The sequence below is a fragment of the Parviterribacter multiflagellatus genome (assembly GCF_056863265.1).
In genome coordinates this window covers 385,515-406,167 of sequence record NZ_JBXPIZ010000002.1, presented here as the reverse complement: position 1 = coordinate 406,167, position 20,653 = coordinate 385,515, and the positions used below count along the sequence as shown (strand labels likewise).

23 protein-coding genes are annotated in these 20,653 nt (G+C 74.7%); 19 read left to right on the top strand and 4 right to left on the bottom strand.

From position 1 onward, the window contains the following. The first annotated feature begins 9 nt into the window (after positions 1–9). The 7 genes from lepA to AC1UE5_RS05455 are packed head-to-tail and all read left to right on the top strand — an operon-like array spanning position 10 to position 9,027. Positions 10–1,830, top strand: coding sequence for a translation elongation factor 4 (gene lepA, locus AC1UE5_RS05485; protein WP_482921073.1), 1,821 nt, complete (start codon positions 10–12; stop codon positions 1,828–1,830). 53 nt (positions 1,831–1,883) lie between these two features. Beyond that, positions 1,884–4,289, top strand: a complete 2,406-nt coding sequence (locus tag AC1UE5_RS05480; RefSeq protein ID WP_482921072.1) for an HD domain-containing phosphohydrolase — start codon at positions 1,884–1,886, stop codon at positions 4,287–4,289. Beyond that, positions 4,286–5,299, top strand: coding sequence for a hypothetical protein (locus tag AC1UE5_RS05475; protein WP_482921071.1), 1,014 nt, complete (start codon positions 4,286–4,288; stop codon positions 5,297–5,299). Before AC1UE5_RS05480 ends, AC1UE5_RS05475 begins: the two co-directional genes overlap by 4 nt. Next, positions 5,296–5,886, top strand: a complete 591-nt coding sequence (locus AC1UE5_RS05470; protein WP_482921070.1) for a DUF4129 domain-containing protein — start codon at positions 5,296–5,298, stop codon at positions 5,884–5,886. Before AC1UE5_RS05475 ends, AC1UE5_RS05470 begins: the two co-directional genes overlap by 4 nt. Beyond that, positions 5,883–6,857 carry a DUF4350 domain-containing protein gene (locus AC1UE5_RS05465; protein WP_482921069.1) on the top strand — a complete coding sequence of 325 codons (975 nt, stop codon included), beginning with the start codon at positions 5,883–5,885 and terminating at the stop codon, positions 6,855–6,857. Before AC1UE5_RS05470 ends, AC1UE5_RS05465 begins: the two co-directional genes overlap by 4 nt. After that, entirely contained in the window at positions 6,854–7,783 is a 930-nt protein-coding gene (locus AC1UE5_RS05460) for an AAA family ATPase (protein ID WP_482921068.1), read from the top strand. The genes AC1UE5_RS05465 and AC1UE5_RS05460 overlap by 4 nt, the downstream gene beginning before the upstream one ends. Then, entirely contained in the window at positions 7,780–9,027 is a 1,248-nt protein-coding gene (locus AC1UE5_RS05455; protein ID WP_482921067.1) for a DUF58 domain-containing protein, read from the top strand. The genes AC1UE5_RS05460 and AC1UE5_RS05455 overlap by 4 nt, the downstream gene beginning before the upstream one ends. A 42-nt stretch (positions 9,028–9,069) precedes the next feature. Here AC1UE5_RS05455 and AC1UE5_RS05450 read toward each other — a convergent pair whose 3' ends face one another. Beyond that, positions 9,070–10,002 (bottom strand): stage II sporulation protein M, encoded by a 933-nt coding sequence (locus AC1UE5_RS05450; RefSeq protein WP_482921066.1) that lies wholly within the window; start codon positions 10,000–10,002, stop codon positions 9,070–9,072. Between the two features lie 5 nt (positions 10,003–10,007). Here AC1UE5_RS05450 and AC1UE5_RS05445 point away from each other — a divergent pair, with 5 nt between their 5' ends. Continuing rightward, complete coding sequence (locus AC1UE5_RS05445) at positions 10,008–10,772, top strand: RDD family protein (protein WP_482921065.1); 765 nt, start codon at positions 10,008–10,010, stop codon at positions 10,770–10,772. Here the strand turns inward: AC1UE5_RS05445 and AC1UE5_RS05440 are convergent. Both AC1UE5_RS05440 and AC1UE5_RS05435 read right to left on the bottom strand, forming a co-directional pair. Further along, positions 10,763–11,614, bottom strand: coding sequence for a fructosamine kinase family protein (locus AC1UE5_RS05440; protein WP_482921064.1), 852 nt, complete (start codon positions 11,612–11,614; stop codon positions 10,763–10,765). The two genes, AC1UE5_RS05445 and AC1UE5_RS05440, sit on opposite strands and share 10 nt — an antisense overlap. After that, positions 11,611–12,087, bottom strand: coding sequence for a low molecular weight protein-tyrosine-phosphatase (locus tag AC1UE5_RS05435; RefSeq protein WP_482921063.1), 477 nt, complete (start codon positions 12,085–12,087; stop codon positions 11,611–11,613). The genes AC1UE5_RS05440 and AC1UE5_RS05435 overlap by 4 nt, the downstream gene beginning before the upstream one ends. A gap of 25 nt (positions 12,088–12,112) precedes the next feature. On the opposite strand from AC1UE5_RS05435, the gene AC1UE5_RS05430 reads away from it, so the two are divergent. From AC1UE5_RS05430 to AC1UE5_RS05420, 3 genes are read left to right on the top strand one after another with little or no spacing between them, the layout of a single operon-like run. After that, entirely contained in the window at positions 12,113–12,886 is a 774-nt protein-coding gene (locus tag AC1UE5_RS05430; protein WP_482921062.1) for an SDR family NAD(P)-dependent oxidoreductase, read from the top strand. 54 nt (positions 12,887–12,940) lie between these two features. After that, positions 12,941–14,041: an inorganic phosphate transporter gene (locus tag AC1UE5_RS05425; protein ID WP_482921061.1), complete on the top strand. Its 1,101-nt coding sequence runs from the start codon at positions 12,941–12,943 to the stop codon at positions 14,039–14,041. Continuing rightward, on the top strand, positions 14,041–14,238 hold the full coding sequence (locus AC1UE5_RS05420; RefSeq protein WP_482921060.1) for a hypothetical protein: 198 nt from the start codon (positions 14,041–14,043) through the stop codon (positions 14,236–14,238). The genes AC1UE5_RS05425 and AC1UE5_RS05420 overlap by 1 nt, the downstream gene beginning before the upstream one ends. Before the next feature lie 32 nt (positions 14,239–14,270). Here AC1UE5_RS05420 and AC1UE5_RS05415 read toward each other — a convergent pair whose 3' ends face one another. Further along, on the bottom strand, positions 14,271–15,734 hold the full coding sequence (locus AC1UE5_RS05415; RefSeq protein ID WP_482921059.1) for an aminotransferase-like domain-containing protein: 1,464 nt from the start codon (positions 15,732–15,734) through the stop codon (positions 14,271–14,273). Between AC1UE5_RS05415 and AC1UE5_RS05410 the strand changes: the two genes are divergently transcribed. Genes AC1UE5_RS05410 through AC1UE5_RS05375 form a run of 8 tightly spaced genes read left to right on the top strand, consistent with a single transcriptional unit; the run spans position 15,733 to position 20,648 of the window. Then, positions 15,733–16,680: a DMT family transporter gene (locus tag AC1UE5_RS05410; protein ID WP_482921058.1), complete on the top strand. Its 948-nt coding sequence runs from the start codon at positions 15,733–15,735 to the stop codon at positions 16,678–16,680. The two genes, AC1UE5_RS05415 and AC1UE5_RS05410, sit on opposite strands and share 2 nt — an antisense overlap. Before the next feature lie 7 nt (positions 16,681–16,687). Next, positions 16,688–17,218: a hypothetical protein gene (locus AC1UE5_RS05405; protein WP_482921057.1), complete on the top strand. Its 531-nt coding sequence runs from the start codon at positions 16,688–16,690 to the stop codon at positions 17,216–17,218. Between the two features lie 36 nt (positions 17,219–17,254). Next, entirely contained in the window at positions 17,255–17,695 is a 441-nt protein-coding gene (locus AC1UE5_RS05400; RefSeq protein ID WP_482921056.1) for an FAS1-like dehydratase domain-containing protein, read from the top strand. 2 nt (positions 17,696–17,697) lie between these two features. Beyond that, positions 17,698–18,090, top strand: a complete 393-nt coding sequence (locus AC1UE5_RS05395; RefSeq protein WP_482921055.1) for a MaoC/PaaZ C-terminal domain-containing protein — start codon at positions 17,698–17,700, stop codon at positions 18,088–18,090. Between the two features lie 31 nt (positions 18,091–18,121). Further along, positions 18,122–18,697, top strand: a complete 576-nt coding sequence (locus tag AC1UE5_RS05390) for a potassium channel family protein (RefSeq protein WP_482921054.1) — start codon at positions 18,122–18,124, stop codon at positions 18,695–18,697. Beyond that, positions 18,690–19,037, top strand: a complete 348-nt coding sequence (locus tag AC1UE5_RS05385; RefSeq protein ID WP_482921053.1) for a hypothetical protein — start codon at positions 18,690–18,692, stop codon at positions 19,035–19,037. Before AC1UE5_RS05390 ends, AC1UE5_RS05385 begins: the two co-directional genes overlap by 8 nt. Then, the gene (locus AC1UE5_RS05380; protein ID WP_482921052.1) at positions 19,038–20,225 is read left to right on the top strand and encodes a glutathionylspermidine synthase family protein; all 1,188 of its coding nucleotides are present in this window, start codon (positions 19,038–19,040) and stop codon (positions 20,223–20,225) included. It abuts the gene before it with no gap. A 15-nt stretch (positions 20,226–20,240) separates the two neighbouring features. After that, positions 20,241–20,648, top strand: a complete 408-nt coding sequence (locus AC1UE5_RS05375) for a DUF350 domain-containing protein (RefSeq protein ID WP_482921051.1) — start codon at positions 20,241–20,243, stop codon at positions 20,646–20,648. Positions 20,649–20,653: the final 5 nt, after the last annotated feature.

Here is a 20,653-nt window from a genome sequence, read left to right as displayed (position 1 = left end):
GGCTACGCCATGGCCGATTCCGCGCACATCCGCAACTTCTGCATCATCGCCCACATCGACCACGGCAAGTCGACGCTCGCCGACCGGATCCTGGAGCTGACGAAGTCCGTCGACCCGCGCCTCATGCGCGCCCAGCTCCTGGACTCGATGGAGCTCGAGCGCGAGCGCGGGATCACGATCAAGTCCCAGGCCGTGCGCGTCTTCTACACCGCGCAGGACGGCGAGACCTACCAGTTCCACCTCATCGACACCCCCGGCCACGTCGACTTCACGTACGAGGTCAGCCGCAGCCTCCAGGCGTGCGAGGGCGCGCTGCTCGTCGTGGACGCCTCGCAGGGGGTGGAGGCGCAGACCGTCGCCAACACGTACCTGGCGATCGAGGCGGGGCTGGAGCTGATCCCGGTCCTCAACAAGATCGACCTCCCGGGCGCCGAGCCCGAGCGCGTCGCCGCCGAGGTGCAGGAGCTGATCGGCGAGGACGCCGAGACGATCCGCCACATCTCCGGCAAGACCGGCGAGGGCGTCCTCGACGTGCTGGAGCAGCTGGTGCAGCGGGTGCCCGCGCCCGGCGGCGACCCCGGCGCCCCACCGCGCGCGCTGATCTTCGACTCCGAGTTCGACCAGTACCGCGGCGTGATCGCGTACATCCGGGTCGTCGACGGGACGCTCAAGAAGGGCGAGGCGATCCGCGCGATGCAGGCCGGCACCGAGGCCGACATCGACGACATCGGCTTCTTCACGCCGGCGATGACGCCGGTCGACCAGCTCAGCGCGGGCGAGGTCGGCTACCTCATCACCGGCATCAAGGACGTCACGCTCCTGCGCGTCGGCGACACGATCACGACCAAGCACCACGGCGCCGAGGAGGCCCTCCCGGGCTACCAGGAGGTCAAGCCGATGGTGTTCTGCGGCCTCTTCCCGATCGACGGCGAGGACTACCCGGACTTCCGCGACGCGCTGGAGAAGCTCACGCTCAACGACGCGGCGCTGTCGTGGGAGCCCGAGACCTCGGACGCGCTCGGCTTCGGCTTCCGCTGCGGCTTCCTCGGCCTGCTGCACATGGACATCGTCCGCGAGCGGCTCGAGCGCGAGTACGACCTGGAGCTGATGGCGACGCCGCCGTCGGTGTCGTTCGAGGTCGAGATGACCAACGGCGAGACGCTGGACATCCACAACCCGTCCGACATGCCCGACGCGGCGAAGATCGCCGAGGTCCGCGAGCCGTACGTGCGCGGCTCGATCCTCTGCCGCAAGGAGGACATCGGCCAGGTGATGGAGCTGTGCCAGGACCGGCGCGGCGAGCACCAGGGCATGCACTTCCTGAGCGCCGACCGCGTGCAGGTGCAGTACGACCTGCCGCTCGCGGAGATCGTGCTCGACTTCTTCGACCAGCTCAAGTCGCGCACGCGCGGCTACGCCTCGTTCGACTACGAGATCACCGGCATGCGCGCGTCGAACATGGTCAAGCTCGACATCCTGCTGTCCGGCGACGCCGTCGACGCGCTGTCGATGGTCGTCCACAAGGACAAGGCGTACGTGAGCGGCCGGGCGCTGACCGAGAAGCTGCGCGAGAAGATCCCGCGCCAGCAGTTCGACGTCCCGATCCAGGCGGCGATCGGCTCCCACATCGTCGCGCGCGAGACCGTCAAGGCGTTCCGCAAGGACGTCACCTCCAAGTGCTACGGCGGCGACATCAGCCGCAAGCGCAAGCTGCTCGAGCGGCAGAAGGAGGGCAAGAAGCGCATGAAGCAGGTCGGGCGCGTCGAGGTCCCGCAGGAGGCGTTCCTCGCGGTGCTCGAGCTGGGCGACACCTCCGCCGCGAAGTCGTAGCGAAGCTCCCGGGCTGAAGGTTCTCGCCCTTCCTGTCGAAACAGGTAGGGCCCATGTCCAGCGCAGCACGGAAGCTCGAGGCGCTCCGCGAGGAGGCGCTGGCCGCTGCGCGCGGCCTGTCCAGCGGGGAGTCGGCGCTCGCCGGCGTGCTGCGCGAGATGGAGGACGAGCGCTCGCGTGCCGCGCACGCGTACCACGCGGTGATCCGCTCTCTTGCCGCGGCGCTGGAGGCGCGGGACGGGTACACGGGCGAGCACTCGGACGACGTCCACGACCTGAGCGTCGCCGTCGCCGAGCGGCTGGGCCTGGAGGCGCGCGCGGTCGGCGAGGTGTCTGCCGTGGCGCTCCTGCACGACATCGGCAAGATCGGCGTGCCCGACCACGTGCTCCACAAGCCCGGGCCCCTGACGCCCGAGGAGTGGGAGCTGATGCGCCAGCACCCGGTGATCGGCGAGCGGATCCTGCTCCCCCTGCCCGGGCTGGGCGACGTCGCGCGGGCGGTGCGGCACGAGCACGAGCGGTGGGACGGCGGCGGCTACCCGGACGGCCTGGCGGGCCCCGACATCCCGCTGCCGTCGCGGATCGTGCTGGCCTGCGACGCCTACCACGCGCTGGTGAGCGACCGGCCGTACCGGCGGGCGATGTCGGCCGAGTACGCGATCGGGGAGCTGCGCGGCGGCTCAGGGACGCAGTTCGATCCCGCCGTCGTCGATGCGCTGCTGTGGTGCGTGTCGGTGGAGGGCGGCGTGCTGTCGCGACGGGACGGGGCCGAGGAGGTCGCGCGGGCGCTGAGCGGGCCGGGCGACGAGGGCTCCGACGGGGGCCGCGGCGAGCGCGAGCTGCACGCGCTGCTGGCGATCGCGTCCGCGGTCGGTGCGGCGCACCGGCTGGAGGACGTGGTGGAGCTGGCGGCCGAGCAGGCGTGCGCCGCGATCGGCGCGGCGTCGCTGGCGGTGTCGCGGTGGGAGGTCCAGCGGCGGGTGCTGCGGACGCTCGTCAACGTCGGGGACCTGCATCCGTCCGAGGAGCGGCGGCCCGTCGACGAGGTGTACCGCCTGGACGGCGACGACGCGATCCGGCGGCTGATCGAGGACGGCGAGGCGTACACGTTCTCCCTGGACTCACCGGACATCCCCGAGCGTGAGGCGGAGCTGCTCCGCGCGCTGGGCAAGGCGCACGTGGCCGGCGTGGCGATCATGCTCGGCGGGCGGCCGTGGGGTGAGCTGTGGGCCGTCCGGACGGGCGAGCAGCGGCCGTTCTGCGCGCGCGACGTGCGGTTCCTGCAGACCGTCGGCGGCCAGATCGCGGCGGCGGCGGGGCGGGCCGAGGTGTTCTCGCGGATGGCCGAGCTGGCGTTCGAGGACGGGCTGACCGGGGTCGCCAACCGGCGGGCGCTGGACGAGCGGCTGGAGCTCGCGTTGGAGGACGCGGCGTCGTCGTCCGGCCGGGACGTCGCGGTGCTGCTCTGCGACGTGGACAACCTGAAGGAGCTCAACGACCTGTCCGGGCACGCGGCGGGAGACGAGGCGCTGGTGCGCGTCGCGTCGGCGCTGCGGACCGCGGTGCTGGCCCAGGGACGCGGCGAGTCGTCGCTGGTCGCGCGGTGCGGTGGGGACGAGTTCTGCGTGCTGCTGGAGGGCGCGTCGGCGGAGATCGCGCAGGCGACGGGGGAGCGGGTGCTGGCGCTGCTGCGCGACGACGGCGGGCCGGCGCTGACGGTGTCGTGCGGCGTGGCGTCGCTGGGGCTGGGCGCCGAGCGCGGCGGCGACCTGCTGCGCGCGGCCGACGCGGCGCAGTACACCGCCAAGCGCACGGGGCGCGGCCGGGTGTGCGTCGCCGACCCGGACCTCGAGGGACACTGGCGGGCGCGGCGGAGCGAGCGGCGCTCGATCCGCGGGCGGCGCGAGGCCGGCGGGGTCGAGGTCGGGCCGGTGCTCGCGTACACGCTCGAGGTGCTCGACGGCCCACTCGCCGCGGCGCCGGTGCTCGACCGGCTCGAGGCCGTGTCGGCGGGGTTGGCGGACGCGGTCGACGCGACCGGGATCGCGATCTCCTGGCGCGCGCCGGGCGGGGCGCTGATCGAGTCGTGGTTCGCGCACGACCGCCGCTCGGGCCGCACGACCGGCCGCCGCTTCGGCACCGCCTCCGAGGACTTCCCGGCGGAGCGGTACCCCGCCAGCGTGGAGCTGCTCGAGCGTGGCGGCCTGCTCCACGTCGCGGTCGACGACATGGACGCCGACGCCGCCGAGCGCGCGCTGCTCGACGAGTACGGCATGTCCGCGATGATCGCCGTCGGCCTCCCCGAGCCGTCCGTGGCGGACGGCGCCTGGCTCGTCGAGCTCTACGCCGACGCCCGCACCCGCCCGCTCGCGCCCGTCGGCGCGGCGCTGCGCCTCCTCGGTGCGGAAGCCGTCCGCGGCGCCCCAGCGCGGGTGCGCCAGCTACGGTTCCGCGCGTGAACCTCCGCCCGATGGGCATCGGCGAGCAGCTCGATGCCGCGTTCAAGGTCTGCACCGCGAACTTCCCGACGCTCCTTCGGGTGGTGCTGTTCGTCGTGGTGCCGGTGCAGCTGCTCTCGATCGTGATCCTCGCGTCCACCACGCCCGAGGACTGGTCGGCGAACACGTGGGACATCACCGTCGACGAGGAGGAGACCGCGACCGACGAGGAGCTCTGGACGTACGTCGCCGGCCAAGGCGCGTGGCTGATCCTCGTGCTGGTGATGCAGGTCTTCGCGACCGCCGCGTGCTTCCGCGCGATCGCGCAGGCGTGGCTGGGCAACGAGGTCGACGCGGCGGAGTCGCTGCGGTTCGCGCTCAAGCGCACGCCGGCGCTCCTGTGGGCCACGTTCCTCTTCTTCCTGCTGGTCGGCCTCGGCTTCGTCGCCTGCTTCCTGCCCGGCATCTGGCTCGCGGTGCTGCTCGGCCTCTACACGCCGGTGCTGCTCGTCGAGGGCACGAAGGGCACCGGTGCCCTCAAGCGGTCGCGCTGGCTGGTGAAGGACCGCTGGTGGGCGACGTTCGCGGTGATCGCGCTCGGCTACCTGATGGTCTCGATCCTCGCGGCGCTCATCGGCGCGCTGATCAGCATCCCGCTCTTCCTCGCGGTCGACGACTCGTCGGTCGCCGGCTACGTGATCCAGTCGATCGCCGACGGGATCGGCTACGTCATCGCCCTGCCGTTCCAGGCCGCGCTGGTGGCAGCCGTGTACTTCGACCTGCGCGTCCGCAAGGAGGGGCTCGACCTCCAGGTGCTCGCGCAGCGGATCGGCGCCGACGCACCCGCGGGGCCGGCCGGCACCGACCCGTTCGGACGCCCCTACCAGCCGCCGACTCCGGCTCCGGGCGCGGGCACCGCCACGTCCCCCTCAGCCTGGCCGGCGCAGCCACCGCCCGAGCGCCAGCCGTGGGAGGAGCAGCAGGACTGGCAGCCGCCAGCGGGGTGGGAGCCGCCAGCGCCGGGCCGGTGAGCGCGTACGCCGACGACGCGCGCCGCGACGCGCAGGAGATCCTCGACGGCCGCGAGTACCGCGACACCGATCTCCCGCGTCCGCTCGAGGACCCGTTCGAGCGGCTCGGGGAGCTGCTGGAGGACGGCTGGGACGCGCTCGTCGACGCGCTTCCGGGCGGCGGCGTCACCGCGTGGACGCTGCTCGCGCTCGTGCTGCTCGTGGCCGGCGCAGCGGTCGCCGCCCGCGTGACGCGGCGGCAGGTGGCGGCGGAGGTGGCGCGTGCCCGGGCGGCGCTCACCGAGGAGGAGGATCCCCGGGCGCTGCTGCGCGCCGCCGAGGACGCCGAGCGCGCGGGCGAGCTGGAGCTGGCGCTGCGCCTGCGGTTCCGCGCCGGGCTGCTCGACCTCGACCGGCGCGGCGTGCTCGCGCTGCGGCCCGCGATGCCGACCGGCGAGATCGCGCGGGAGCTGCGGTCGCCGGCGTTCGACACGCTCGCGCACACGTTCGAGGAGGTCGCGTACGGCGGCCGAACCGCGCGCGCGGAGGACGTCGCCGCTGCCCGCGCCGAGTGGCCGCGGGTGCGTGCGGAGGCGGGTACGCGGTGAGCACGACCCGCCTCGTCACGCTGCTGGTGCTCGCGGTCGTCGGGCTCAACGCGCTCGTCCTGCTCACCCGCGAGCTGGCGCCCGAGCCGGAGGGCCGCGACGGCTCCTCGCTCGCCACCCAGCCGCGTGGCGTCAAGGCCTGGGCGGAGCTGCTGGAGCAGCGCGGCCACCCGGTCCGGCGCCTGCGCGAGCTGCCGCGTGACCAGCTCCCCGCGCCGGGCAGCGCGACCGTCGTCGTGGTGGAGCCCGACCAGGAGCTGGCCCGCGCCGACGCCGCCGCGCTCGGGCGCTTCGTGCGCGACGGCGGGCGGCTGGTCGCGGCGGGCCGCAGGCTGGAACCGCTCCACGAGGAGCTGGACGCGGAGCCGCGCGCCCCGCGCGGCGAGCTGCCGCCCGCGCCGGTGAGCGCCGGACGGGGCCACGCGGTGCTGCTCGACAGCGCGGCGCCGCTGCGCAACCGCGCGCTCGGCCAGGAGGGCAACGCCGCACTCGCGCTGCGCCTGGCGGGCGAGGGGGCGCGACCCGTCGTCTTCGTCGAGTCCGTCCACGGCCTGGAGCCGCAGACCGGCCTCGCCGCGCTCCCCGACCGCTGGAAGGCGCTGCTGATCGGCCTGACGCTCGCGGCCGCCGTGCTGCTGTGGTCGCGCATCCGCCGCTTCGGCCCGCCGGAGCGGGCCGCGCGCGAGCTGCCGCCGCCGCGCCGGGCGTACGTCGACGCGCTCGCCGGCACCCTGCGCCGCACGGACGACCCGCTCGCCGCCACCGCGAACGTCCGCGCCGAGGCGCGCCGGCTCGCCGCCGCCCGTGCGGGCCTGCCGCCGGACGCGCGCGTCGAGGAGATCCAGGCCGCTGCCCGTCGCCTCGGCCTGCCCGCCGACGAGGTCGCGGCGCTGGCCGAGCCCCCGGCAGGGCAAGATGCCGTGCTCGCGGCGGGTGGCGCGCTCGCCCGGCTGCGCAAGGGACCGTCATGAGAGAGCTCGCAACCAGAGTCGCCGACCAGGTCGGCAAGGTCGTCGTCGGCCAGGACGAGGTCCTGCGCGCGCTGCTGTCCGCCGTCGCGGTCGGCGGGCACGTGCTCCTCGAAGGGCCGCCCGGCACCGCCAAGACGCTGCTCGCCGGCGCCACCGCGAAGGCGCTCGGCGTCGACTTCCGGCGCGTGCAGTTCACGCCGGACATGCTCCCGTCGGACCTCACCGGTACCGCGGTCCTGCGCGGCGGCGACCTGACGTTCCGCCCCGGGCCGGTCTTCACGAACGTCCTGCTGGCGGATGAGATCAACCGCACGCCGCCCAAGACGCAGGCCGCGCTGCTAGAGGCGATGGAGGAGCGGCAGGTGTCCGCCGAGGGCACGACGCACCCGCTGCCGGCGCCGTTCGTCGTCGTGGCGACGCAGAACCCGATCGAGTACGAGGGGACGTACCCGCTGCCCGAGGCGCAGCTCGACCGCTTCCTGGCGAAGGTGTCCGTCGGCTACCCGAGCGTCGAGGCCGAGCAGCGGATGCTCCGGCTCGCCCGTGACGGCGTGCGGCCGGCGTCGCTCGACGACGTGCAGCCGGTGGCCAGCGCGGAGGAGCTGCGCAGCGCCCGCGAAGAGGTCGACGCGGTGCGGGTCGCCGACGAGGTCGCCGCCTACGTCGTCGCGCTCGTGCGGGCCACACGGGAGCTGCCGTCGGTCCAGCTCGGCGCGAGCCCGCGAGCGGCGGTCCACCTGCTCGGCGCCGCCCGCGCCGGCGCCGCGATGGACGGTCGCGACTACGTGACGCCGGACGACGTGGCGGGCGCGGCGCCGTTCGTGCTCCGCCACCGCATCCTGCTCCGCCCCGAGGCCGAGCTGGAGCGCTACGACGCCGACGCCGCCGTCCGCGCGGCGCTGTCGGGCGTGCCCGTCCCGCGATGAGCCCGACCGCCCGCTCGGCCGCCGGCGTGGCGTTGCTCGCGGGCGTCGCGCTGGCGCTGGGCCCGGTCGTCGCGGGCGCGCTGCTGGCGGTGCTGGCCGGCGCAGTGGCGTTCGACGCGCGCGCCGCCCGGCGTGCGCCGAACGCCACCCGCGACGTCCCGCCGGTGCTCGCGCGGGCGGTTCCCGGGGCGCTGCGGGTGCGCCTGGCGGGGGAGAACGCGGACCGCACGCGCGTCCGGCAGGCCGCCGTGCCGGACATCGAGGTCACACCGCGCGAGGGCGACGCCGCGCTCGCTGCGCAGGTCGTGGCGCAGAGGCGAGGCCGCCACGAGCTGCCGCCGGTCACGCTGCGCACCACGGGGCCGCTCGGGCTCGCGACGTGGGACCACGAGGCGGGGGAGCCCGCTGAGGTGCGCGTCTACCCCGACGTCTACGCCGCGCGCCGCATCGCGCTCCAGGTCCGCCAGGGCCGCTTCCGCGCGGAGGGCACGCGGGCGCGCGGGCCGCTCGGGCTGGGGACCGAGTTCGAGGCGATCCGCGACTACCTGCCCGACGACGACGTCCGCCACGTCAACTGGCGCGCGACCGCGCGGGCGGGCCGCCCGATGGCCAACACGTTCCGGGTCGAGCAGGATCGCGACGTGGTCTGCCTGCTCGACGCGGGGCGCCTGATGGCGTCGCCGCTCGGGGACCGCACGCGCCTGGACGCCGCGCTCGACGCCGCGACCGCGGTCGGGCTGACCGCCGACGGGCTCGGCGATCGCTGCGGGACGGTGGCGTTCGCGGACGCCCTGCTGCGGACCGTCGCGCCGCGCCGCCAGGGCGGTGAGGCGCTCGTCCGTGCCTGCCACGACCTCGAGCCGCTGGCCGTCGAGAGCGACTACGCGCTCGCGTTCCGCCACGTCGGCCGGATGAAGCGCGCGTTCGTCCTCGTGCTCACCGACCTGCTCGACCACGCCGCCGCGCGCTCGCTCGTCGCCGCCGCACCGGTGCTCGCCCGCCGCCACCACCTCGTCGTCGCGACCGCCACCGACCCGGACGTCGACGCGCCGCTCGACCGCGCGCCCGAGGATCTCGACGGGGCGCTCGTCACCGCGGTGGCGCTCGATGTGGTGCAGGCCCGCGAGGCCGCCGCGCGGGCGGTCCGTGCGGCCGGGGCGGAGGTCGTCGCCGTGCGGCCGGGCGCGCTCCCGTCCGCCTGCGTCGCCGCCTACCTGCGGGCGAAGGCCCGGGCGCGGCTGTAGGGCGAGATCGGCCCAGGGGGCCGACTCGCCTTGGGGCATCGCCTAGACGGCGATCCCCCGGACACGGATGAGGGTCCAGTAGGTCCCTCCGATCGCCACGCCGAGGACGATCCCAGGCACCAGCCCGAAGCCCGACCGGGTCACGAACCCCTCGATGATCCCCGCCAGCACGAGCCACGGCATCGTCCCGAGCACGATCGCGACCGCGGCGCGCGCCTCCTCGGTCAGCACTTCGCCGCGCGGGCGCGGGCCCGGCTGCAGGATCGCACTCCCGAGGCGCAGCCCCGCCGCGGCCGCGACGACGATGCACGACAGCTCGATGATCCCGTGCGCGGTGACGAACTCGACGAACGCGACGCCGTTGCCCGCCTCGATCGCGCCGCCCGCGATCACACCCAGGATCAGCCCGTTGTAGACGAGCACGAGCGCGGTTCCGAGCCCCAGCGCGATCCCGGCCGCGAAGGCCAGGAACGTGACCTGGATGTTGTTCGTCAGCACCTCGGACGAGAACGCGGCGGTCTCGGCGCTGGTCATCCCCGTGTCGCCGACCGGCTCCACCGCGCCCTGGAACTCGCCCGGCACCAGCCCGAGCGCCGCGTCAGGGTCGGCGCCCGCCCACAGCGCGGCGGCGAGGGCGGGGATCAGCAGCAGCGCGCCGGCCAGCGCCAGCAGCCGCGGCCGCTCGCCGACGAGCCCCCAGTAGGTCGTGCCGAAGAACGTGCGCAGCGACCCGCGACGCTGCGTGTCCGCGTAGACCGCCTGCCGTCCGCGCGCGACCAGCGACTCCAGCCGCACGACCTCCGGGTCGCCCGCGCCGTGGCGGCGTCGCGCGGCCGCCAGATCGGCCGCCGCGGCCCGGTACGCGGCGCCCAGCCGCAGCACCCCGGCAGGGCCGAGCCGCTCGGGACGCGAGCCGGCTTGCGCGAGCAGGGCTTCCAGTTCGCGCGCTTCGGCCGGCGCAGGCTCTACCGTCATCGCGGATGGAGGTCGAAGATCGGCTGACGATCACGACGCCGGAGGGCGTCGAGCTCGAGCTGACCCTAGCGGGACTCGGCTCGCGCATGAACGCCGGCCTGGTCGACCTGCTCCTCAAGGGGCTGGCGATCGTCCTGCTCGCGGTCGCGCTCCTCGGCCTCGGCGACCTGGGTGCGGCGGTCTTCGCGCCGTTCGCGTTCGCTGTCCTCTTCTTCTACGACGTGCTGTTCGAGGTGCTCGCGGCGGGCCGGACGCCCGGCAAGCGGTGGAACGGGCTGCGCGTCGTGCGCGACACGGGCCAGCCGGTCGACGTGCGCGCGAGCGCCGTGCGCAACCTGCTGCGGCTCGTCGACGGGCTCCCGCTGTCGTACCTGCCGACGGTCATCGCGATCCTCGTCACGCGCAAGAACCAGCGGATAGGGGACCTCGCCGCGGGCACGGTCGTCGTGCGCGAGCGCAAGGCGGCGACCGTGGCGATCGAGCGCGCCGCGGCCGTCGTGAGCGCCGGGACGGTGGCGGGGTTCGCGCCGCCGCTCGACTCGGGCACCGAGCTGTGGGACGTCAGCGCCGTCACGCGCGAGGACCTCGCCGCGGTGCGGTCGTTCCTCGCCCGCCGCACGACGTTCGCGCTCGACACCCGGCGCGCGCTGGCGGCGCAGCTCGCCGGCGCGCTGCGACCCAAGGTGGCCGGCGCGGACGAGCGCGACGACGAGCGGTTCCTGGAGCGGCTCGCCGCCGCCAAGGCCGCCCGCGGCGGCGCTCAGAGGTAGCGGCGCGCCGCGCGCTCGACCGAGCCGGCGTAGCCGCCGCCGAACAGCGCCGCGTGGACGAGCAGCGGGAAGAGCTGCCACAGCGTGACGCGTTCCTCGTGGCCGTCCGCGCGCGGCGCCACCTCGTCGTAGGCGGCGAAGAACCGCGAGGACGGCGAGCCGAAGAGCTGGAGCATCGCCAGGTCGACCTCCCGGTGCCCGCCGTACGCGGCGGGGTCGATGAGGAAGGGGCGCCCGCCGCTCGCCAGGACGTTGCCCGTCCAGAGGTCGCCGTGCAGGCGCGCCGGCGGCTCGGCCGGGCCGGCGAGGTCGGCGAGCCGGTCGCACACCGTCTCGACCGCGCGGCGGCCGGCGGCGGACAGGCCGGCCTGGGGGACGAGCGGGCGCAGGCGGGACTCGGCGTAGAACGCGGGCCAGTCGTCGTGCGGGGCGTCCGGGAGCGACAGCGGCCCGATCCGCAGCGTGGTCGTCGCGTCGCCGCCGCGCCACCCGCCGCCGAACCCGGGCGCGCCCGCCGCGTGCGTCGCGGCGAGCATCCGGCCCAGCTCCTCCTCGCCCGCGGCGTCGAGCCGCCCCTCGTCGAGCCACGCCAGCGCGAGGTGCGCGTCGGCCGCCTCCAGCACGTCGGGCACCCGCGCGCCGCCGCCGCCCAGCCACGCCAGCCCGGCGGCCTCGGCGGCGTACTCGCCCGGCGCCGCGCCCGCCCGGGTCTTGACGAACGCCCGCGTCCCGTCCTCCAGCTCGACCGCGTACGCCTCGTTGATGTCGCCGCCGCCGACCCGCCGCGCGCCGCGGACGGCGCGCCCCGCGATCCGGTCCGGGAGCGGCGGCGCCGGGCTCACACCTGCGCCGCGATCTCCGCCAGCAGCCCGCGGCAGCCCGCCTCGACGATGTCGAGCACCTCGTCGAAGCCGCCCGCGGCGCCGTAGTACGGGTCCGGCACCTCCAGCTCGCCCGCCGCGACCGACTCGGGGTCGTACTCGCGCAGGAGCTTGACCTTCGCGCGCGCCTCGTCGTCCGGTGCGCGGCGCAGCAGCTCGCGCTGGTTCTCCTTGTCCATCGCGACGAGCAGGTCCCAGTCGTCGAAGTCCGCGGCCGTCACCGTGCGCGCGGCGCCCTCCAGCGTGACCCCGCGGCGGGCCGCCGCGGCGGTCGAGCGGGGATCGGGCGGGTTGCCGACGTGCCAGCTGCCGGTGCCGGCGCTGTCGATCGTGATCCGGTCCTCCAGCCCCGCCTCGCGGACGAGCCCGCGCATGACGCCCTCGGCGGTCGGCGAGCGGCAGATGTTCCCCAGGCACACGAAGAGCACGCGCATGGGGCCAACGGTAGTGTCGGCTGCCATGGACCTGGGTCTCGAGGGCAAGGTGTGCGTCGTGACCGGCGCGAGCAGGGGCATCGGCTACCAGACCGCGGCGAAGCTGTGCGCGGAGGGCGCGAAGGTGCTGTTCGTCGCGCGGTCGGCAGGAGAGCTGGCCGAGGAGGCCGACCGCTGCGGCGGCGACTACCTCGCGATCGACGTCACCGACCCGGAGGCGCCCGAGCGCATCGTCGCCACGTGCGCCGAGCAGATGGGGCGCATCGACGTGCTCGTCAACAACGCGGGGACGTCGTTCGCCCGCCCGCTGGACGACCTGACCGATGAGGACTGGCAGGCGCAGTGGGAGCTGCACGTGATGGCGTCGATGCGGCTGATGCGCGCCGCCGCGCCGCGGATGGCCGCGCAGGGGTGGGGGAGGATCGTCAACGTCACCTCCTCCGCCGCCAAGCGCCCGTCGCTGACCAACGCCGCGTACGCCGTCACCAAGGCGGCGCAGCAGTCGCTCTCGCGCGTCTTCGCCGACACGTGGGCGCCGCACGGCGTGCTCGTCAACGCGGTGGCGCCAGGCGCGACCGCCTCGCCGCTGTGGATCGGCGACGGCGGCCTGGCAGAGCAGACCGGCGACGGCTCGCGCGAGGAGGGCGTCGCGCGGCAGGCCGCCAAGATCCCGATCGGTCGCCTGTCCGAGCCGGAGGAGATCGCCGACGTCGTCGTCTTCCTCTGCTCGGAGCGGGCCTCGTCGGTGACCGGCAGCGCCTGGTCGGTCGACGGCGGTTCGGTCGCGACGATCATGTGATCCTCGTGTGAACGAGGTTCGGCCGGGGCGCCGCGCCGGGGACGGCGGGCTCAGATGCAAGACGTCGTCCTCGTCCTCGTCATCGTCGTGGCGCTCGCGTTCGACTTCACGAACGGCTTCCACGACACCGCCAACGCCATGGCCACCTCGATCGCGACCAAGGCGCTGCCGCCGCGCGCCGCGGTCGGGCTGTCGGCCGTCCTGAACTTCGCCGGCGCGTTCATCTCGCTCGAGGTGGCCGCGACGATCGCGGAGGACATCGTGCGCGCCGACGCGGTGACGCCGACGGTGATCTTCGCCGGCCTCCTCGGAGCCATCTTCTGGAACCTCGCGACGTGGCGGCTCGGGCTCCCGTCCTCCTCGTCGCACGCGCTGATCGGCGGGGTCGTCGGCGCGGTGGTGGTCGCCGCCGGGTTCGACGCGGTGCTGGCCGACGGCCTCGTGGGGGAGGTGCTCGTGCCCGCCGTCCTGGCGCCGGTGCTCGCCGCGTCGGTCGCCGCGCTCGCGACCTTCCTCGTCTACCGCCTCGTCGGGCGGCGCCGGGCGCAGGTGCGGGAGGGCTTCCGGCTCGGCCAGCTCGCGTCCGCGTCGCTCGTGTCGCTGTCGCACGGGACGAACGACGCGCAGAAGACGATGGGCATCATCACGCTCGCACTGGTCGCCAACGGGACGCTCAGCGGCGACTCGCCGGACGTGCCGTTCTGGGTCGTCCTCGCCGCGGCGTCCGCGATCGCCCTCGGGACGTTCGTCGGCGGGTGGCGGATCATCCGCACGCTCGGCCACCGCCTGTACGACATCGAGCCGCCCCAGGGCTTCGCCGCCGAGACGTCGTCCGCGGTCGTGATCCTCGCCGCGTCGCACGCGGGCTTCCCGCTGTCGACCACGCACGTGACGAGCGGCGGCGTGATGGGCGCCGGGCTCGGCAAGCGGGCGGCGGAGGTGCGCTGGGGCGTCGCCGGGCAGATGGCGACCGCGTGGGTGCTGACGCTGCCCGCGGCGGGCGCGCTCGCGGCGCTCTTCTACGGCATGACCGAGCTGCTCGGCCCCGACACCGCCGGCCCGCTCGTGGTCGGCGCACTGGCAGCGGGCGCAGCGACGTGGCTCTTCTGGCAGGTCCAGCGCTCCGACGATCGCGTCACGGCGGCTGACGTCTGATGGTCGACACCGAGGCGCTCCTCCAGGTCGTCTGGGTCTCGCTGCTCGCGGCGGTCGGCCTCACCGTCGCGTTCACCGGCGGGGTGCTGCTCACCACGTCGCGCGGCACGGTCCGCCGGGGCGCCGGCGTGATGCTGATCGCGGTCTGCGCCGCCGCCGTCGCGCTCGGGCTGTACGTGATGTTCGCCCTCAAGTGAGCGCGAGGTCGCTCAAGCCGGGTTGAGGTGGCTCAAGGCCGCATGAGGTCGCCCAGGATCGCGACGCCGCGCTCGAGGTCCTCGACCGGCGCGCCCGCGAACGTCATGCGCAGGAACGGCGCGGGCGCCTCGGCCGGGAACCACGGGCGGCCGGGGGAGACGATGACGCCGCGGCGCGCGGCCTCGGTGGCGAGCGCGACCTCGTCGATGCCGTCGGGGAGGCGGACCCACAACGTGAAGCCGCCTTGAGGGACGACGTCGACGCGCGCGCCCGGGAGATGGTGGGCGACCGCGGCGAGCAGCGCGTCGCGACGCTGGCGCAGCACGACGGCGACCGAGCGGCGGTGGCGCTTGAGGGCGGGGGAGGAGACGACGTCGACCGCCGCCTCCTGCAGCGGCGCGGCGACGAAGAAGTCGTCGACCGCGCGGGCGGCGCGGATGCGGACGCCCGCGGCGCCGCGGGCGGCGACGGCCGCGACGCGCAGGCCGGGAGCGGTCGACTTCGTCAGCGAACGCAGGTAGACGACGTGCCCGTCGGGGTCGTCCGCGGCGAGCGGCGGGGGCGGCTCGCCCTCCAGCACGAGGTCGCGCGAGAAGTCGTCCTCGACGAGGAAGGCGCCGGCGTCGCGGATCGCCTGCATGACCTGCGCGCGCCGCTCCGGGGCGAGGATCGCGCCCGTCGGGTTGGCGTAGAGCGGCTGGATCACGGCGACCTTCGCGCCGCTGGCCTTCAGCGCGGCCTCGAGGTGGTCGGGCTTGACGCCGTCGCGATCGGCGGGGACGGGCACGATGCGGTGGCCGGCCGCGCGGGCGGCGGCGATCGTGCCGAGGTAGGTCGGCGACTCGACGATCACCGGCGCGCCGTACGGCGCGAGCACCCGCAGCGTCGTCGCGAGGCCCGCCTGCGCGCCCGGCGTCACGACGACGTCGTGCGGGCGGAACCGGCCGCCTGCCTGCCGCGCGAACCACGTCCGCAGCCGCTCGATCCCCTCGGGCGGCACGCGCGACCACGCGCCGGGCCGCCGTCCCGCCCGCGCGAGCGCCGCCGCGAGGAGACCTGTCGGCTGCAGCGACTCGTCCGGGTAGCCGGTCGACAGCGCCAGCGCGCCGGGCGGGGAGAGCGAGAGGTGCGCGTGGAGGTCGGCCGCGCTCGCGCCCGCCTCGCCGAGCGCGAGGGTCTGCCACGAGAGATCCGGCTCCGCCGGCGCGCCCGCCCGGTCGACGCCAGTCTCGTCGCGGCGTGCCTCGTCGCCGCCGCGCGTGCCGCCCCCGCCGTCACCGCCTGCGCGCTCCGCCACGAACGTCCCACGGCCCGGCACCGGCTCCACCAGCCCCTCGGCCTCCAGCGCGGCGATCGCGCGCTGCACGGTCTGCGGCCCGGCGCGGTGCGCGGCCATCAGCTCCCGCACGGACGGCAGCCGGTCGCCTGGCGCGCCCGCCTCCGCCGCCGTGCGCAGCGCTTGAGCGACCCGTTCAGAAGCGTTATCGTCGGGCATGAGGAGTCTCGATAACGCCACCGAACGCGGCGCGGTAACGGAAGGCGTCGTCCTGGGCGCGCTCGGCGTCCTGGCCTTCTCCTTCACGATGCCGGCGACGCGCGTGGCGGTGGAGGACCTCGACCCGTGGTTCGTCGCGTTCGGGCGCGCCGTCGTGGCGGGGCTGCTTGCGATCGCCTACCTCACGCTCACGCGCGCGTCGCGGCCGACCCGCGCGCAGTGGCGCAGCCTGCTCGTCGTGGCGGGCGGGGTCGTGGTCGGGTTCCCGCTCTTCACGTCGATCGCGCTGCAGACGAGCGAGAGCGCGCAGGGTGCGGTCGTCAACGCGATCCTCCCGGCGGCGACGGCGCTGGCGGCGGTCGCGCTCGCGGGGGAGAGGCCGGGCGCGGCGTTCTGGCTCGCCGCGCTCGCGGGCGTGTCGATCACGGTCGCGTTCGCGCTCACCCAGTCCGGCGGCGGCATCAGCGGCGCGCACGCGCTCTTCTTCGCCGCGGTGGTGGCGTGCGCGCTCGGGTACGCCAAGGGCGGCGCGCTGTCGCGGGAGCTCGGCGGCGCGCAGACGATCTGCTGGGGCCTCGTCCTCGCGCTCCCGGTGACCGTCCTCGTCACGGCGGCGACCGGCGCGTCGTCGACCGCGGCGTTCGCCGACGCCGGCGCGACGGCGTGGCTCGGCTTCGCGTACGTCTCGCTCTTCTCGATGTTCCTCGGCTTCTTCGCGTGGTACGCCGGCCTCGCTCGCGGCGGCGTCGCGCGCGTCGGGCAGATCCAGCTCGCGCAGCCGCTGCTCACGCTCGGCTGGTCCGCGCTGCTCCTCGGCGAGCACGTCGGCGTGGGCATGCTCGTCGCGGCCCTCGGCGTCCTCGGCTGCGTCGTCGCCACCCAGCGCGCGCGGGTCCGCGCGACGATCGTCCACCCACCGCCCGCGGTCGCGACCGCTGCGCGATGATCGCGCGATGCCCGACCGCGGCGAGCTGCCGATCGCCGTCCTCCTCCTCGCCGTCGCGGCGCTCTTCGCCGGCGCCGCGCTGTGGCTGCGGACGAGCGACGCGACGGAGCTGCTGACGCCCGTCCTCCTCGCCGTCGCAGTCGTCCTCGCCTGGATCGGCACGCGCCCGTGGCATCCGGTGCTCGCCCCGCTGTACCGCCACCGCCTCCAGGCGGCATGGGAGGAGTGGGCGGAGGCCGTCGAGCGGTGGCAGGCGCGCGACGACCGCAAGGGCGCCTACGAGGCGCAGCGCGCGACCGACGACCTCGTCACCCGCCTCGCCGCGCTCCGCCCGCCCGCGGCGCGCGCGCCGATCACGCGCGCCTGCGCGCGCAGGCCACCGAGTACGCGGCCGCGCTGCGCGCGTGGCACCGCGCCCCGCACGACGCCCAGGCCGCCGCACGGCTCCAGGCGGCGCACGACGCGCTCGGCTGACGGGCTTCCGCACGTCGTACGCGCGTTCTCCGCAGACCCGTTGCGATCCGCGTGTGAGTTGTGACAGTCCGCCGGGGCGAAGTGCGAGAGGATGCCCGCCATGCCCATCAGCGCCGAAGCCGTCGGCAAGAGCTACCCGCCCACGACCTACGCCGTGGGGCGCGAGAAGGTGCGCGAGTACGCGTTCGCGGTGGGGGAGACCGACCCGCTGCACCTGGACGTCGCGGCCGCGCGGAAGGCGGGGTACGCCGACGTCGTCGCGCCGCCGATGTTCTGCGTCGTCTACAGCGCGCCCGCGATGGGGCCGGCGATCCTGGACCCGGAGGTCGGGATGGACTTCGCGCTGATGGTGCACGGCGCGCAGGAGTTCCGCTGGGGCCCGCTCGTCGTCGCGGGGGACGAGGTCTCCACGCGCGTGTCGGTCAAGGAGATCGAGGAGCGCGGCGGGCGCGGGTTCTACGTCTTCGAGTCGGTGACCACCAACCAGCGCGACGAGACCGTGTGCGTCGGCACGTGGACCAACATCGTGCGGGGAGCGTGACCGTGGCCCACCTCGAGCCCGGCGACGAGCTGCGCCGCCTCCAGACCACGCCCGACAAGTACCTGACGGTCCGCTACGCGGGCGCGTCGGGGGACTTCAACCCGATCCACATCGACGACGAGTTCGCCCGGCAGGTCGGGCTGCCCGGGAAGATCCTCCACGGCCTGTGGACGATGGCGCAGGTCGCCCGCGCGCAGACCGAGGCCGGCGGCGGGCCGCACGCGCTCAAGCGCCTCAGCGTCCAGTTCCGCGGCATGGGCCTGCCCGAGCAGGAGATCACCGTCACCTCCACCGTCCGCGACGTCCACGACGGCGTGGCGACGGTCGACACGGTGGCCGAGCAAGGCGGCAACCAGATCATCCGCAACGCCGTCGCCGAGCTGGACGTCACGTGACCTCCCTTGCACGTGTAGGTTGCCGCGCGCGATGACCAACCCGCTGACCCGCTTCGAGCACCGCGTCGAGCGCACGATCGCGCGCGCCTTCGCCGCGGTCGCCGCCAACCCGATCCGCTACGCGCTCGCGACCGTGCTCGGCGGCCTGCTGCTGGGCGGCTCGATCTTCTCGTTCGTCGAGGCCGACACGACGATCCTCGACGGCATCTGGTGGGCGTTCGTCTCGATGACGACCGTCGGCTACGGCGACATCGCCCCCAAGTCGGCGGGCATCCGCGTGCTCGCGGCGTTCGTCATCGCCAGCGGCATCGCGGCCACCGCGATCCTCACCGCCGCGCTCGCGGGCCGCATCGCCGAGGCCCGTCTGGCGTCGGCCGGCCTGACGCTCGACCTCGACAACGAGTTCGACGACCTGGCCGCGCGGATCTCCTCGCTGAAGGAGCGCTACCAGCACGACGAGCGCTACGACGACATGCTCGTCGAGCGCGCGACGATCGTGGCCGCAGCCTGGCGCGGCGGCGACACGGCCGGCATGGAGCCCGCCCTGCGCGAGCTGTGCGCCTGCCTGGACGACCACCCCGAGCTCCTGGAGCGCCGTCGTGGCTAGGCACAGCAGCCGCACCGTCAAGCTCAGCGTCGTCCCGCTGCTGGCCGCGTCGTTCCTGGCCGGCTGCGGCGACGAGGAGGAGCAGGCGTACTGCGTCGACGAGGACGACCAGGTCGTCGAGAACCGCTACTGCGACGACGACACCCACACGGCGGCAGGCGGCGCGTTCTTCTGGTACTTCACCGGCGCCGGCACGAAGTACGGCGTGGGCCAGAAGGTCACGGGCGGCACGAAGATCGCGTCGACGGACCGGGCCGCGCTCGCCCAGCGGGGCGGCTTCGGCTCGTCGTCCAGCGGCGAGGGCGTCGGGCGCTCGTTCACCCGCTCGGGCGGTGGCTGAGTGGATCGCCACACCATCGAGCCGCGCCCCGGGTGGGAGCGCACGATCGAGGAGCAGGGCCTGGTCTACTGGCGGACCGACATGCCCGACGGCAGCCAGATCTCGTACTGGGACGAGCGCCACCACTACTCGGTGACCGGCGCCGAGGTCTATGAGATGGAGGCCGCCGCGCGCGTGCTCATGGAGCAGCTCGTCGAGGCCGGCGACCACGTCATCGAGCACCACCTCTTCGACAAGCTCGGCATCCCGGCCTGGGCGGTCCCGAAGATCAAGGAGACGTGGGAGTCCGAGCCGCCGATGCTCTACGGCCGGTTCGACTTCGCGTACGGCGCCGACGGCCACCTCAAGCTGCTCGAGTACAACGCGGACACCCCGACGTGCCTGCTGGAGACTGCGATCCAGTGGCACTGGATGCGCGACGTCTACGGCGAGGGCGGCGACCAGTGGAACCGCGTCCACGAGGCGCTGGTCGAGCGCTGGGAGGAGCTGCGCGAGGCGTTCCGGCTGCCGGACGGCCACGTGCACTTCCTGCACACGTCGTCCGAGCGCTCGGGCGAGGACTTCATGACGCTCGGCTACCTCGTGGAGACCGCCCGCCAGGCCGGCCTGAAGGCGACGATCCTGCCGATCGAGCAGCTCGGCCTGCTGGAGGACGAGGGGTTCGTCGACCTCGACGGGGAGCTCGTGCGCACCGCGTTCAAGCTCTACCCGTGGGAGTGGATGGCGAGCGAGCGCTTCTTCGGCGAGACGGTCGCGCGGATGGGCGACCAGCGCGGCCAGACGCAGTGGATCGAGCCGATCTGGAAGATGCTGTGGTCGAACAAGGGGATCCTGCCGATCCTCTGGGAGCTGTTCCCCGACCACCCGAACCTCCTGCCGACCTGGTTCGAGGACGAGGTCCCGGACGGCGTGCGGGACTACGTCCGCAAGCCGCTGCTGGCGCGTGAGGGCGCGAACACGCAGGTCGTCCTCGCGGGCAGGCTCGCGGCGCAGGGGCCGGATCAGGAGTACGGCGGCGAGGGCTTCGTCGTCCAGCAGTACGTGGATCTCGGCGAGTACGACGGGGCCCGTCCCGTGCTCGGCGTGTGGACGGTGGACATGGAGCCCGTCGGGCTCGGCATCCGCGAATCGGACGGGCTCATCACGGACAACCTCTCGCGGTTCGTGCCGCACGTGCTGGTCGGTTAGGAGAACGCAGAACACATGTTGGAGCTCGTCGCGCAGGTGCTGGCCTACTCCGGGGTGGGGCTCGCCATCCTCCTGGTCGGCTTCATGGTCATGGACTTCCTCACGCCCGGGCGGCTGGGGCACCTCGTCATGGAGGGCAACCCGAACGCCGGGCTGCTCGCCTCGACGACGCTCGTGGCGCTCGGCCTCGTGATGTGGTTCGCGATCTACTTCACGGGCGCGGGGTGGAGCGGCCTGGACGACGCCGCGGTGTTCGGCGCGGTCGGCGTCGCGACGCAGGCGGCGGGCTTCGGGATCGTCGAGATGCTGACCCCCGGAAGCATCCGCCACGGGGTGCTGGAGCAGCGGCTGACGCCCGGCGCGTTCGTGCTCGCCGGTGCGCAGATCGCGATCGCGCTGGTGGTCTGCGCCTCGCTCACCTGAGCGCT